The 13,441-nt window shown below is 64.4% G+C and carries 13 protein-coding genes; 5 read left to right on the top strand and 8 right to left on the bottom strand.

What is annotated here, in order from left to right:
- Window positions 1-71 precede the first annotated feature (71 nt).
- Genes QZ269_RS03940 through QZ269_RS03950 form a run of 3 tightly spaced genes read left to right on the top strand, consistent with a single transcriptional unit; the run spans window position 72 to window position 1,655 of the window.
- Window positions 72-233, top strand: coding sequence for a hypothetical protein (locus QZ269_RS03940; RefSeq protein WP_291424528.1), 162 nt, complete (start codon window positions 72-74; stop codon window positions 231-233).
- A 33-nt stretch (window positions 234-266) separates the two neighbouring features.
- Window positions 267-1,184, top strand: a complete 918-nt coding sequence (locus QZ269_RS03945; protein WP_291424529.1) for an SPFH domain-containing protein — start codon at window positions 267-269, stop codon at window positions 1,182-1,184.
- A 6-nt stretch (window positions 1,185-1,190) separates the two neighbouring features.
- A complete protein-coding gene (locus tag QZ269_RS03950) occupies window positions 1,191-1,655 on the top strand; it encodes an NfeD family protein (RefSeq protein ID WP_291424531.1) in 465 nt (154 codons plus the stop codon).
- 160 nt (window positions 1,656-1,815) lie between these two features.
- On the opposite strand, the gene QZ269_RS03955 is transcribed toward QZ269_RS03950, so the two are convergent.
- The 6 genes from QZ269_RS03955 to QZ269_RS03980 all read right to left on the bottom strand — a co-directional run bounded on the left by QZ269_RS03955 (window position 1,816) and on the right by QZ269_RS03980 (window position 8,535).
- A complete protein-coding gene (locus QZ269_RS03955) occupies window positions 1,816-3,354 on the bottom strand; it encodes a hypothetical protein (protein WP_291424532.1) in 1,539 nt (512 codons plus the stop codon).
- Window positions 3,355-3,358: 4 nt separating this feature from the next.
- On the bottom strand, window positions 3,359-4,051 hold the full coding sequence (locus QZ269_RS03960; protein WP_291424533.1) for a VWA domain-containing protein: 693 nt from the start codon (window positions 4,049-4,051) through the stop codon (window positions 3,359-3,361).
- A 41-nt stretch (window positions 4,052-4,092) separates the two neighbouring features.
- Complete coding sequence (locus QZ269_RS03965; protein WP_291424534.1) at window positions 4,093-6,228, bottom strand: transglycosylase domain-containing protein; 2,136 nt, start codon at window positions 6,226-6,228, stop codon at window positions 4,093-4,095.
- Complete coding sequence (locus tag QZ269_RS03970; protein ID WP_291424535.1) at window positions 6,225-6,503, bottom strand: hypothetical protein; 279 nt, start codon at window positions 6,501-6,503, stop codon at window positions 6,225-6,227. The genes QZ269_RS03965 and QZ269_RS03970 overlap by 4 nt, the downstream gene beginning before the upstream one ends.
- A 411-nt stretch (window positions 6,504-6,914) precedes the next feature.
- Window positions 6,915-7,499, bottom strand: a complete 585-nt coding sequence (locus QZ269_RS03975) for a TetR family transcriptional regulator C-terminal domain-containing protein (protein ID WP_291424536.1) — start codon at window positions 7,497-7,499, stop codon at window positions 6,915-6,917.
- 22 nt (window positions 7,500-7,521) lie between these two features.
- Window positions 7,522-8,535, bottom strand: coding sequence for a hypothetical protein (locus QZ269_RS03980; protein WP_291424538.1), 1,014 nt, complete (start codon window positions 8,533-8,535; stop codon window positions 7,522-7,524).
- A 32-nt stretch (window positions 8,536-8,567) separates the two neighbouring features.
- Here QZ269_RS03980 and QZ269_RS03985 point away from each other — a divergent pair, with 32 nt between their 5' ends.
- Entirely contained in the window at window positions 8,568-9,056 is a 489-nt protein-coding gene (locus QZ269_RS03985) for an LEA type 2 family protein (protein ID WP_291424540.1), read from the top strand.
- Between the two features lie 87 nt (window positions 9,057-9,143).
- Here QZ269_RS03985 and QZ269_RS03990 read toward each other — a convergent pair whose 3' ends face one another.
- Both QZ269_RS03990 and QZ269_RS03995 read right to left on the bottom strand, forming a co-directional pair.
- Window positions 9,144-10,397 carry an aminopeptidase gene (locus tag QZ269_RS03990; RefSeq protein ID WP_291424542.1) on the bottom strand — a complete coding sequence of 418 codons (1,254 nt, stop codon included), beginning with the start codon at window positions 10,395-10,397 and terminating at the stop codon, window positions 9,144-9,146.
- 226 nt (window positions 10,398-10,623) lie between these two features.
- Window positions 10,624-11,118 carry a hypothetical protein gene (locus QZ269_RS03995; protein ID WP_291424544.1) on the bottom strand — a complete coding sequence of 165 codons (495 nt, stop codon included), beginning with the start codon at window positions 11,116-11,118 and terminating at the stop codon, window positions 10,624-10,626.
- A 110-nt stretch (window positions 11,119-11,228) separates the two neighbouring features.
- Between QZ269_RS03995 and QZ269_RS04000 the strand changes: the two genes are divergently transcribed.
- Window positions 11,229-12,842 (top strand): PQQ-binding-like beta-propeller repeat protein, encoded by a 1,614-nt coding sequence (locus QZ269_RS04000; RefSeq protein ID WP_291424546.1) that lies wholly within the window; start codon window positions 11,229-11,231, stop codon window positions 12,840-12,842.
- Window positions 12,843-13,441: the final 599 nt, after the last annotated feature.

Here is a 13,441-nt window from a genome sequence, read left to right on the forward strand (position 1 = left end):
GTTGCAACCACGCCCAGCCGCACCCCAGCCCGGACGGACACGGCTACTAGGCTACGGCCTCTGGGCTGCTAATGGCCCCGGTGTCTAACGGGCGCGGCGGCTTTGGCCAGCCTAAGCCGAACCTGTGGGTGGCGCCTGCACGGCTCACCTTCTGGCGGCGAATCACCAAATTTCTGGTCTGGCGACTGGGTCTGGCGACTGGGCCGGGAACCTTTGTGCGGCCCGGCGCGTAACAGTGACGTAAGGACTGAACGGGAGGCGACCACATGGGATTTATGATTTTCGTATCGGTACTGCTGCTGCTGGTGATCGTGACATTGTTTTCGGGAATCAAGAGCGTGCCGCAGGGCTACGAATGGACCCAGGAACGCTTCGGCAAGTTTCAGCGCACCCTCAAGCCTGGCCTGAACCTCATCCTTCCGTATATTGACCGCATCGGACGGCGCGTCAACATGATGGAACAGGTGCTCGACGTGCCCAGTCAGGAAGTTATTACCCGCGACAACGCGCTGGTAACGGTAGACGGCGTGGTGTTCTACCAGATTCTGGACGCCGCCAAGGCCAGCTATGAGGTAGGCAACCTGCAACAGGCCATTCTTAACCTGACCATGACCAACATCCGCACGGTGATGGGCAGCATGGACCTCGACGAACTGCTCAGCAACCGCGACCAGATCAATGCCCGGCTGCTGGCGGTGGTAGACGAGGCCACCGAGCCGTGGGGGGTCAAGGTCACCCGCATTGAAGTGAAGGACATCAAGCCGCCCGCTGACCTGGTCGCCAGCATGGCCCGCCAGATGAAGGCCGAGCGTGAAAAACGCGCCAACATTCTGGACGCCGAGGGCTTCCGCCAGGCCGCCATCCTGAAGGCCGAGGGCGAGAAGCAAGCTGCTGTGCTTAGCGCCGAGGGCGCCCGGCAGGCCGCCTTTTTGGAAGCCGAGGCGCGTGAGCGCAGCGCCCAGGCCGAAGCTGCCGCGACCCGCATGGTCAGCGAGGCAATCGCCGCCGGGAACGTGCAGGCGATCAACTACTTCATCGCCCAGCGCTACCTAGACGCCCTGAAGGACTTTGCCACCAGCCCCAACCAAAAGACCTTTATTCTGCCGATGGAAGCCACCAGTATCCTGGGCAGTTTGCAAGGCATCGCCGCCGTGGCTGAAGAAGCTTTCGGCAAAAAGAAGTAAGCCGGGATGCCCGACTGGCTGCCGACCTTTGAACGCGTGCAGCCCTGGCACTGGTGGGTGCTAGGAGCGCTGCTGCTGATTCTGGAAGTGATGGCCCCCGGAGTCTTTTTCGTGTGGCTGGGGCTGGCGGCGTTTGCCCTGGGGCTGGTGGTGTTCGTGCTGCCGCTAAGCGTGCCGTTTCAGCTGCTGCTGTTCGCCATTTTTAGCGTGATGAGCGTGCTAGTGGGCCGCCGCTACGTGGGCCGACTGGCGCTGGGCGGCCACGAGGGCAACGACCTGAACGAGGGGGCCAGCCGCCTGATCGGGCGCACCGTAACTGTCACCACGTCTATCGTCAATGGGCTGGGGCGTGTGCGGGTGGGCGACAGCGACTGGCGGGCGCAGGGGCCGGACACCCCGGCGGGGGCCATTGTGATTATCGTGGCCGCCGAGGGACCAACGCTGATTGTTCGGGAGGTGGCCGGGAGTTGAGTGTGAGGGCTTGGGATTGCCCGGGAGGTTGTGGTGAACTGTCGGGCGTGGAGTTGGCAACTCGAGTTGGCAGCCCAGTGCCTGGGCGAGTGGTGAACGAAACAGACGGCAGTCCGTATCAGGTGAGCCACCAGATCAGGAAAAATAAACTCACCCATCACTACCCGAACAGCCCGCGCTTTGATCGTGGGTACTGCGCTTCCAGAAGCTGCCCGGCGTAGGCCTCAAGCGTCTGCTGAAGCTGCCCGGCCTCCCGCATGATCGCGCTGCTTAGCTGGCCGACCTGGGTGTCGCGCTCCTGCTCCCAGTGGCCCAGAACCCGTTCGTTCAGGCGGGCGTGGTCGGGGCTGGTCACGTCGCGGGGCGGGGCCAGCCGTTCGCGCTGGTCTTCGAGATAACTCACCTGATCGGCAGCGCGGGCCTGGTCGGCGTATTGCCCACCGAGCTTCAGGCGGGCTACACGGGCGGCCAGCCGCTCACGCTCCAGCACGGCGCGGGCGCGTTCGCGGCCCTGAATAATCGCGGCCCCGACAGCCATACTCACCAGCCCCAACGTAAAGGCCAACAGCGACCAGTGCTGCGGCGCGGCGGGGGTGTCGCTGGCCGTACTCAGGTCGGTCAACTGGCCTTGTTGCGCGGCGTTAGCCGCAATTTCTTGGGTCACGCGCAGAATGCCGTCCCAGTTAAGAAAGCCTTCCACACCGAAGTAAATCAGGCTGACCACCATGATGCCCAGCACGTACCCCCAGGGCCGCGCCATCTGCCCGGTGTACGGCGCGACCTTGGCGCGGTAAGACAGTTCGTCGACCAGCCAGAGCAGCAGCACGCTGAACATTACCCCGGCGCTCAGAGCGATCAGGGTCAGATACAGCCGCGACTCGGGGTTGAACAGCAGGTTGATACTGACCCCTGAAATCAGGCCCACAAAGAATTTACTGAAGACGGCAAAGGCGTTGAACAGCCGCTTGCTGGCGCTTTTGTGCTCGGGCGGGCGAATCGGCGTGCCCTCGCTGGCAAGTTCTGTTAGGGCCAGTTGCTGGTACAAGCCCTCGGCGTTCTGGGTTTCGGGCGTGGCCCCATAGCGGGTCAGGGCATCGAAACGGGCGCTGCGGGCCTGCTCGATCTGGCGGGTGGCCTGCACATACTCATGTTCGACCCCGCTGCTGGCCGCGTTCATAAAGCGCAGGTGGTCTTGCTGCCGCGTCCAGGCGTCGCGCACGCCCACACCCGTCTCAGCCAGAATGCGGTTAAGGGTCTGGTGCGTCACACTGTAGTTGACCCGGTACTGTTCCACGTTTAGCGCCAGCAGGCGGCCCCGCATGGTCAGGTGGGCACGGGCGGCGTCGTCGGGAATAAGCGGTAACTGGCGGGTCAGGTCGCCCAGCAGCGTCCCAAAATGGTCCGGGGCCAGCACGGGCATGAACTGCTCTGCGCCCAGGGGGTCGGGACGGGGCAGCGCAGCCTCGTACTCGTTGCTGGCCTGTGCCCCGGCAGACGGGCCGGAACTGTCGGGTAACTGGCTTGCCGCCTGGGCCTCCAGAAACTCGCGTTCGCTAAAGCGCAGGGTCACGTCGCTGAGGTCCGGGCCGCCGATGTTGACGCCTTCAAGCACGGGGCCGGGCATGGGGGCTGCGGTAGGGGCACTCTGGGCACTACTCTGGCCGCCTCCGGCCTGCTGGGACGGGTCACGGCGCGTCACGAGGTCACTTGCGAGCCTTTTTCACGGCGTCGGCAAAGGCGGGGTACACGTTGTTCAGATCGTAGGCTCCGGCCATCAGAACGCGGGGGTCACGGCTGCTCTGGCCCAGCGCCCCGACGAAGGTGTCCCGAATCGAGTTGCCGCCTACACCCTTTTCGGGACTGAGGCCCGCCAGGAACACCAGGCGGGTACCTGGCTCGCTCAGCAGGCCGGAAAAGGCGCGGCTCAGCCTAGCGCGGGCCGGGTCATCCTCGACGGCACCGTCTGTGAAGAACACCGCCACGCTTCCCACTGCCGCAGTACGGTTCACGGCAGCCCGCGCCAGCGCCAGCGACGCAGTAATCGCGCTGCCATGTGTGGTGCACGGCTCGGTCAGTGCGCCGGTATAGCGCAGGATGTCGCTTTTGCTCAGGCGTGCGCCGTTTTTAGACTGGAAGGTAAAGTCGGCGATGGTCTGCACGCCACTACACACCCGCAGCAGCGTGACCGTGTCGCCGGAATGCACCTGATTGAGCAGCAGGCTCTGCGAGAGCAATTTAACCTGCTTAGCGTAGCCGAAGGCCGGATTCTTGCTGCTGCCAGTCATGTCGGCGGCCATCACAAAATGCAGCGGCGGCGTCGACAGCCCCAGCATGGTAGAGGCGCTGGCCGGAGCAGCCGTCAGGAGCGGCAAGACGGAAAGCAGGGTGGAAAACATAGTCATCAGTCTGGTGCCCGGAGGTTAGACCGGCGTGAATGTCAGGGCGCGGCGCGGCCCGGCGGCGACGGATTAGTGAATGTTTCGCCGGGCAGCGGCACAGCCACCCCGCTGGCCTCTGTGATCCCCGCCGGAGCACTCACCGAGCGCAGTTCATGGGGCAGTTCGCGCAGAATACCGAGCTCGCGGCAGGCGGTCTGCTCGCGGTAGATTCCGGTGGGCACACTCGCCACGCCGTTCGGGTCGCCGATCCACACGCTCATGGCGTACTGCGGGGTCACGCCCGCACACCAGGTATCGCGGATATCGTCGGTGGTGCCGGATTTGGCCCCCAGCGGTCTGTCCCGACCAAGAAGCCGCTGCATAAAGCTGGGGCGCAGAAAGTGAAGGTGGCCGTAGTCCTCGCTGACCGCGCTGCGCAGCAGATCGAACGTCTGGTAGGCCACGCCAGGATTCCAAAGAGGCTCGCAGGTATGGACTGGCAGCGGCAGGGGCCGCCCGGTGAGGTCATAGGCTTCGGCAATCAGGTGGGGGCGGCACAGCTGGCCGCCGTTCACGAAACTGGCGTAGGCGTTCGCCACTGTTAGCGGCGCGGCGCGGTAGGTGCCCAGGGCGGGGCTGGCGCGGTTGCCGGGGTCCTCGCGGTAGCCCACGCTGGCGAGCACCCGGCGCAGGCCGGCCTCCCGTTCCAGGCCCACCTGCACGGCCACGGTGTTGAGGCTGCGGGCATTGGCCTCGCGGATGGTCACGCGGCGCTCCAAAAAGGTGCCGGAATTGTTGCGGATCGGCTGCGGGCCGTAGCTGGTCGGGCGATCCCAGAAGCGGCTAAGTTGCGTAAGGCCCTGCCCGAAAGCGACCGAGTACAGCAGCGGCTTGACCGTGCTGGCGACCGGACGCAGGCCCGTAGCCGCCCACTGCCGCCCCATTTCGCTGCTCAGATCGCCGCCCGTGCTGCTCGCCAGCGCCACCACGCCGCCCCCGCGCACGTCCACGATGGCCGCGCCCTCCCCGACCCCGGCGGGACGCGGGCCGGTGACGCCCTCGCCCGTGACCCGCTGAGTTAGGGCCGCCTGCGCCACGCCGTCAATGGTCAGAACCAGCCGCCCCACCCGGCGCGGGTCAAGGCCGCTGCTCAGCAGTTCGCGGCGCACAAGGGATTGCAGCGCCCAGACAGGTTCAGGCTGGTTGCGGTACGCGGGGTTGCGCGAGGCGCTCACGACGCGCTGCTCGGCCCCGTCCCCGGCGTACTCGACCCGCCACAGGCGCGGCTGAATCGGCTCGGCGGCGGCGGCAGCAAGTTCCCCGGCGGTAATCAGGCTGTGGTCGCGCAAAATCCGCAGGGTGAGCAGTTGCTGCTGGCGCATCCAGCGAAACCGGGCGGTCGCCAGTTCGGGCGGCGTGTCGTTCGCCACCAGATACTTGCCCGGCGAGGGCAGCAGCCCAACCAGAAAGCAGCTCTGGGCCAGCGTCAGGTCGGCAGGCTCTACCCCGAACACCGTGCGCGAGGCGTCGTAAATTCCCTTGCGCTGGCCGATGCCCAGCCACGGCAGGCTGTTGACGCTCATGGCGAACACCGCGCCCCGGCCATATTTCAGCGTGACTAGTGGGGCCAGTACCAGTTCGCTGGCCTTGCGCGTCAGAACCAGCAGCGGGTTTCTACGCCCAGTGTCGTAGTCGAAATGACCCGCCAACACACTATTTTTAAGCAGCTGTTGCGTGATCGTGCTGCCACCCGCCCCGCTGAGCAAGGCCCCCGGCAGGCGGCCCAGATCCACGCCAGGATGGGTAAAAAACCGCACATCCTCCTTGGCGACGTAGGCCAGCAAAAACTGGCGCGAAATGGCCGAAAGCGGCACACTCAGCGACTCGCGGCAGGGTACGGCGTTGGGAATTCCTCCCTCGCGGCAGTGGTCGATCACGCCCAGAGGTGCGCCGCCCCGGTCTTGCACTGCGATGGGCAGCAGCTCGGTTCTGAGGTTCCAGGCCCGCGTGAAGGCCCCGGTACTGGCCGCCCCTGCTATACCCAGCAGCATGGTCGCCAGGGTCAGGCCGCCCACGCCCGCCAGCGCTGCCCGCAACACACGCCGCAGCGTCCAGGGCGCAGGCTGGCGCACGAACGGGGTGCGGGGCCAGCGGTTACGCCAGGGCCACCTGAAACCCAGTGAGGTACGGGTCAATGCATCACGTCCGACACGCCCGCCGCCGCCGAACGAAACTGGGCGTCGCGCCAGAGCTGATTGACCAGTCCGGTTGCGCCGACCAGCAGCACCACGACGGTGCCCAGCACAGCCAGGGCCGTGACGGCAGTAGCCCAGGACGAACGCGGACCCGTTGGCCGGGCCGGGCGAGTACGCGGCGCCCTGGAGGACGGAGCCGAGGGCGGGGCGGACAGCGGCGCAGGTAAACTGGGCAGACCCGACGAATAAGGCCTGGGCTTACGGACAAAACTCATGTGGGCAGTCTAGGAGGCGCAGATGAGACAGGCGACAGACTTTTGGTTGAGGGAATGTCCTCAGACCCCAACCCCTGGCTTCTCGCTTCAGTCGGGGTTCAAACAGGCCATGACCTGCCCTACACCCGTCAGCTAAGTACGTTGAAGCTAACATTGCGAGATTCCGGGAAAGCACCGGAACCTCTCCATTCCCGCTCCAACGTACTTTCTTCTGCTACGCGCTCCGCGCGGTTTATCTACAAGATAAACGCAGTGTACTTAACTTACCCGGCTGGGCAGAAAAGAGCGGCGCTCATACGGCCTGCGGAAACAGGAACATAGCGCCATCACCTCCTGCTCCCTAACGCCTTGTGGGGCCACCAGCTCCCGCAACACATCATCTCTGGCCCGAACCGTTCTTTTGCTCACACGCTACTCCTTGCCCAGCAAGGCCTGCAATCCACCCAGGCAGGTCGCGCGGTAGGCGTCCAGGTCGGGCTGCTCGTCGGTCAGGAACTGCACGCTGAGGCCCTCGACCAGTGCCCGCAACCGACGCGCCCGCGCCTCGGCCTGCGCGGGGCCGCCCAGCCGCGCCAGTTCCAGCTCCAGCGCAAGACGTTCACGCATAAACTGCCGCTGCACCTCCATCAGTTCGGGGTCGCGGGTAGCCGCCGCCAGAAAATCGAGTGACACGGTGTAAAAGCGCCGGGTACTGTCGAGGGTATAAAACTGATTGTCCACATACGCCCGCAGCTTCTGGTCGGAGGTCTGCGCCTGCCGCAGCGCCCGGCGGGTAGCGATCAGCGTGGTGCGGGTAAAACGGCGCATCACGGCGGCCAGCAGCCCGGCGCGGCTGCCGAAGTGGTAGACCAGCGTGCCCCGGCTGACCCCGGCGTGCGCGGCGATGTCGGCCAGCGTGACCCCAGCAAAGCCCCGCTCGTACAGGGCGAGGTAGGCGGCTTTTTCCAGCGCCACGCGCCGCTGCTGGTCCTGAATGGGGTTGACCGTCCGCGCCATCAGTCCAGCATAGGCGATGCGGTCAGGGCGCGGGCTGGCCTGCCGGGGCCGGAGAGTGCCCGCCGATGACCAGCGAGTACCCGGCGCTGAGGCCAAAGCCCAGTTCAGCCGCACCTGTGGTGCGCCCACCCCGCACAGCGACCGTCAGGGTGCCGGGGCCGAGCGGCTTACTGCCTTCCAGACCCAGACGAAGCTGCGCGGCGTTTTGGCGCCAGGGTTCATAGGCTCCGTAGGCCCGCAGAGTGCTGCCCTCGCCCAGCACGTCGGCCACAGCCACGCTGCCAACCACGCCCAGGCCCGAATGGCCGCCACGTTCCGGGCCAAACTGCGCGTCGAGGGTGAAGGTACGGCCCGCCTCCGTGGCGTAGCTCACGCCTCCGACCACACCCAGCGCGTCGTGTCCGGCGCAGGCCCCCAGGCGGTAGGTCAGCGTGCCGGTGCGCTCGGTTTCGGGCGGCGCAGAGGGGTCGTCGCCCTCGGCAGGGGGCAGGGTGCGGGTCAGGTCGCGGTGAGTTTCGACCTCGAACAGCCCATTGTTCTGCGGCCCGAACTCGCCGCCCAGCACCAGCACGCGGGCGCGGCTCAGGCGGTAGCGCAGATTCAGGGCCGTATTCCAACCCCTAGGGCGCAGGTCGGTGGGAGTCAGTGTCCAGGGCACCAACGGGTCGAAAGTGGTCGCCGGGGCCGTAAAGTATGCGCTGCCAAGCTTCAGGGCCACCGGGCCAAGCGTGCCCGATGCCAGGGCCGACAGCTGAAGGCCACCGTCATACGCCAGTTTTGCCCCCGAGGTCACATTCACAGCGCCCAGGGGCGGCAGGGCCAGCCCTCTTGAAAAACCCACGTCGGCGGCCCGGTTCGAGAGGCCCACACTGAAATTTCCCCCTGCCAGCGTGATTTCCGAGACGCCTACCCGCGCCAGCGTGCCAGAGGCTCCGGTCGAGCCGACACTGAAATCGGCGCTCATCGCTCCGGCATTACTACACAAAGCCGCCGCCAGTGCCGCCGCAACAAAGGTGATGTGCTTGGGTCGGTTCATACCACTTAGGGTAGAGCCTTATGCTGAGAGGTATGCGCCGCTCCCTCTTCGTGTTTCCCGTGCTTGCCCTCGCGTCCTGCGCTCCCGTGCAACAGGCGGTCAAGGTGCCGCAGGTGCATGTAGACGGAATCCGGCTCAATAGCCTGAGTCTTCCCAGCGGCCTGCGCCCGGCGGTGGCTAACGTGACCCTGCACCTCAAGGTGGGCAACCCTAACGGCGTCGGCGTGCGGCTGGCCAATATTGCCGGAACCCTGGTCATCGACGGTGCTCAGGTTGGCCATGTGAATCTGCCCAACGTGAACCTGCCAGCGGGCGGCGAGACCCTGCAAGACGCCAACCTTGATATTCCCGTGACCCTGAATACCGCTTCCAGCTTCTTGAAGGTGGCCCTTGGTCAGCAAGTCAGCTACCGCCTTGACGGAGCCTTTACCGCCGATCTGGGTCTGCTGGGGCACCCGACCTTCGGGCCGTTCACGCTGAGCCAGGGCGTCTGGAAGCAGCCCGCCATCTTGCCTTTCTAGACCCGAGTGCCCAATCACCAGCGCCCCACCTACAGCCGGAGCAGGCAGAGCGTTGTCAAGTTGTTAGGCCCCAGGTTTACCCGGCCATCACTTTGGGGCGCGGTACTCCTCAGTCGCCAGCCGGATACAGGTCGCCACACCGCTCATAGCTTCTTTGACCTCTTCTAAGGGTGGACGGGTCGGGGCCAGCCGGATATTGCGGTTGGCCTGATCCTGCCCGGCGGGGTAGGTGGCTCCGGCAGGCGTGAGGCTGATTCCCGCAGCGTCAGCCAGTTCGACGACCCGCGCAGCAACTGGCTCGGCAGTGTCCAGGCTGATAAAGTAGCCTCCGCGCGGCGTCGCCCAGGTCGCGTAACCGCCGCCACCCTCGCCCAGTTGCTCGTTCAGCGCGTCATAGACGGCCTGAAACTTGGGGGCGATCAGCTTGGCGTGGTCGTGCATCAGGCCCTCGACGCCGCCGGGATATGACCGCAGAAACTTGACGTGCCGCGCCTGCTCGACCTTGTTGGGGCCGATGCTCTGGGCGTTGAGGTACTTGCTGAGCCACTTGATGTTGTCCTCGCTGGAGGCCACGAAGCCCAGCCCAGCCCCCGCAAAAGTCACTTTGCTGGTGCTGGCGAACACGAAAGCGCGGTCGGGCACCCCAGCGTCGCGGCACAGCGCCACGAAGTTGACTGGTGTGTCGCGCTCTTCTAGCAGGTGATGTACCCGGTAGGCGTCGTCGGCAAAGATGGTGAAGTCGGGGGCCGCCGCCTTGAGTCCAGCCAGTTGCTTGGCCTTGGCCGCGCTGATGGTCTCACCGCCCGGATTGCTGTAGGTCGGCACAAACAGGATCCCCTTGACCGACGGGTCACGGGCGACCAGCTGTTCGGTGGCGGCCATATCGGGGCCGTCAGGCTGCATATCCACGGTCAGCAGTTCGAAGCCGAGGGTTTCGAGCAAGGAAAAATGGCGGTCATAGCCCGGCACCGTTACGATGATCTTGGGTTTTTGATGAACCCAGCCGCCCTGTGAACCGCGCAAGCCGTGCAGCATGGCAAAACCAAAGATCAGGCCCTGAAGTTCGAGGCTGCTGTTGTTCCAGACCAGCACGTTTTCGGCCTTAACATCCAGAAACTCTGCGAACAGGGCGCAGGCCGCCGGAATCCCAGCGACGCCGCCCGGATAATTGCGAAGATCAAGACCGTCTTGTTTGAGATCCTCGACGCTCAGGGCGTTTACCATCCGGTTGCTAAGGTCAAAGTCGGCGTCGCTGGGCTGTCCACGCTGCATATTGAGCTTAAGCCCACGGGCTTTGAGCCGGGCGTAGTCAGTCTGGGCCTGGGCAAGACGGTCTGTCATAGGCTACAGCCTAAAGCATTTGGTTATAAAGCGTGGCGGGCATCCGGCTAGAGGACACAAAAACGCCCCCACTCGGGAGGGCGCTTCGACCACTGATACAGCTTGGCTTTGCGTCTAAAAGGCTTATACGGACTGCGGCTCCACTGCGCCCAGTCCGTATGTTGCTCCTAGCTCGCGTCCGCCCGGATTGATTCAGGCTGGCCGCCGAATCAACCGGCAGCACGTATTACAGGCGCTTTTTGATGGCTTGGAGGCTGGGGCTGTCGGCCCAGGCCTGACCCTTGGCGACGTAGGCAGAGGCGGTGGCCTTGTCGCCGCGCTGGAGAGCGATATAAGCCAGCTTGGCGGCACTCAGCGAGGCCCACTGCTTTTCGGTGTCGTTCAGGTCGCCCAGTTTCGTCCAGGCGTTGTAGGCGTTGATCCACCACTGAGTCTTGGTGTACAGCTGCGCCAGGTAGGCGTTGTAGTCACGGTTGCCCGCTTCTGCCGAGGCGGCCAGGTAAGCCTGATTCACCGAAGCCTTCCAGAGGGTGCGGTCGTAGAAGGGAGTGGGGTAGGCCACGTCGGCCTGCACGGCGTATTCCTGGGCCTTAGAGTAACTCTCAGCCGCGCTCATAGGGGCGGCAGCCGTGGTATCGGTCGTGGTGGTGTCCGTGGTCGTGGTCTGGGCGGCAGCAAGGCTCGCCAGCGCGAACGCAGTCAGCATGAGAGTCTTTTTCATAACGAAACACATCTTAGGACGCTACTTTGACGTGCGTCCACCTCCAACTGCCAGACTTCAGACACCCTAAAGACACTGTAAAGGAGCTTACCTTCCAGATGAGAAAAATAATGAGAATCACCATCAGCAGCCTGTGCCTGCTTGCCGGTATCGCCACGGCTCAGCCTGCACAACTTGCGCCCAAGCCAAGCTGGATCAGAGACCTGAAGGTGTTCTCGCCCATCAGTGTCTCGCCTCATGGAGAACTCACGTTTATCGGGAGCGACACCAAGATTCACCGCACCGACGCGCAGGGCAACGAGCAATGGAGCTTCACGCTAGGCGATATGGGCCGCGCCCAGCCGGTCGTGACCCCGAGCGGCGGCGTCATCGGCGTGTCTTACGATGACACGGTCTATTCGCTGGACGCGGCGGGCCAACTGCTCTGGAAGCAGAAGCTCGACGGCGACATCTACGCGACGCCCGCCCTGCGTGCCGACGGCAGCGTAATCGTCACGACAGCGGGTGGCACGGCCTGGGCGCTGGACAGCGGTGGCAAGACCCTCTGGAGCTTCAAGGCCGGAGCCGCAATATTCAGCAGCCCGGCCATCGGGCCAGACGGCACCATCTATTTCGGTACGCAGGGCAATCTGCTTCAGGCACTAACACCCGACGGGCAGCCCAAATGGAGTTTTGCAGCCAAGTCGATGGTTTTCAGCAGTCCAGCGCTCGATCAGGACGGCAACATCTATTTCGGCAGTAGCGACAAACACATCTATAGCCTCGACCCGGCGGGCCAACTGCGCTGGGACAAACCGACCGGCATGTTCGTGAACGCCAGCCCAATCGTTACCGACGACAGTCTGGTTGTGGTCGGCAGCTACGACGGGCGGGTCTACGCCATTAAAACCTCCGGGCAGGACGCCTGGACTTACAACGCCGGAGCCGGGATTGCCGCGCCAGCGGCCGAACTTAGCGACGGCACCATTATCGTCGGCGACCTGAACGGCACGCTTCACGCTCTTAGCCGCAACGGGCTGGCCCTGTGGACCCTGCCCACTGGCAAAAAGATCGACATCGGCGTGGCTGTCAGCGACGCGGGCATCTTGTACTACAGCCTGAGCGACGGTACCCTGCATGCCAACCTGAAGGGCCGTCCGCTGGCCCTCGGTCCCTGGACCACCTTCCGGGGCGTGGGCACCGGCTGGGGCCGCAGCTTGCAGGCGGGCGACCTGGCGACCCTGAAAGCTGCCCGGCAGGCCGCCGCGCAGGCCGTGTCGGCCCAGGTCACCCCGCCGCAGCTTCCGGTCACCCAGACCCCGGCCAGCCCGCCGTCTCCCGTTGCTCAGGCTCCGGCACCCAGACCTGCGAACCCGCCCATGACGCCTGAGCAGGCCGCCAAAGCAGCAGCAAGCGGGGCACTGGTGCAAAATAACCTGATCTATGTCCCCCTGACGGCCAGCGCGGGCGCTCTGGGCTGGAAGGTGACTCAGGTCTATCCTCTTTCCGCAACCCTGCAAAGTGGCACCACAGTGGCGGCGGTGCCCCTGGCCCTGCTGAGCGGCCAGCCCTTCGTGTCTCTGGGTGCCCTAAGCGCCCTGCCCGGAACCACCACGCGCCTGCTGCCCGGCGGCGCTGGGGTTCAACTGACGCGCACACAGCAAAATACGACCCTGCCCATCAAGGTCGCGCAACTTATACCCTTCACCGCACCGCCGGAATTTGCCACGCCGCTTAACCCCTGATACAGACGGCGACCCTATCCCCTACACTGGGCTAAGTGACGCCGAAAAATCCCTCATGATTTAGAGCATTTTGCAAAAAGATGGTGGTCTTTTGACCATCTTTTTGCCGAGTGGAAAAGAAAGAGCAGGACGCAGAATGAAGGGGGGCGGCGGTGTTTTTCCGAGGTGCCCATCATTCGGAGCACTGCTCTAGAACAGTGCAGTCTCAGCCTATAGACTTCCTGCGAAAGTCGCCCGGTTTTCTCATTAGGTTTGCTCTTACTCGCCCTGCTCGGCGAAAGCGGGAATTCGGGGCGGCCCGACGCCCACTTTCGCAAGAGGTTTAATGTGCCGTCCGGTAAAGCGCACCTCATGGCAAAGCCAATCGGGGGTAGGCGGCTCTTTTTTGGGCAAAACGACACTGATGAAGGGGCCTGCCCGCTCTCTTGGGCAAAGCGGCACCCGTATGGGGCCTGCCCGCTGTCTTGGGCAAAGCGGCACCCGTATGGGGCCTGCCCGCTGTCTTGGGCAACCGCAAAGTCTCAAAATTGCAGAATGAACACTCCAATTTCTGTTTTTGGCACAAAAAGCGACTCTGAATCGAAGATCATCGAGTGATG

The organism is Deinococcus sp., from assembly GCF_018260405.1.
In the GTDB taxonomy this organism is placed as follows: domain Bacteria; phylum Deinococcota; class Deinococci; order Deinococcales; family Deinococcaceae; genus Deinococcus.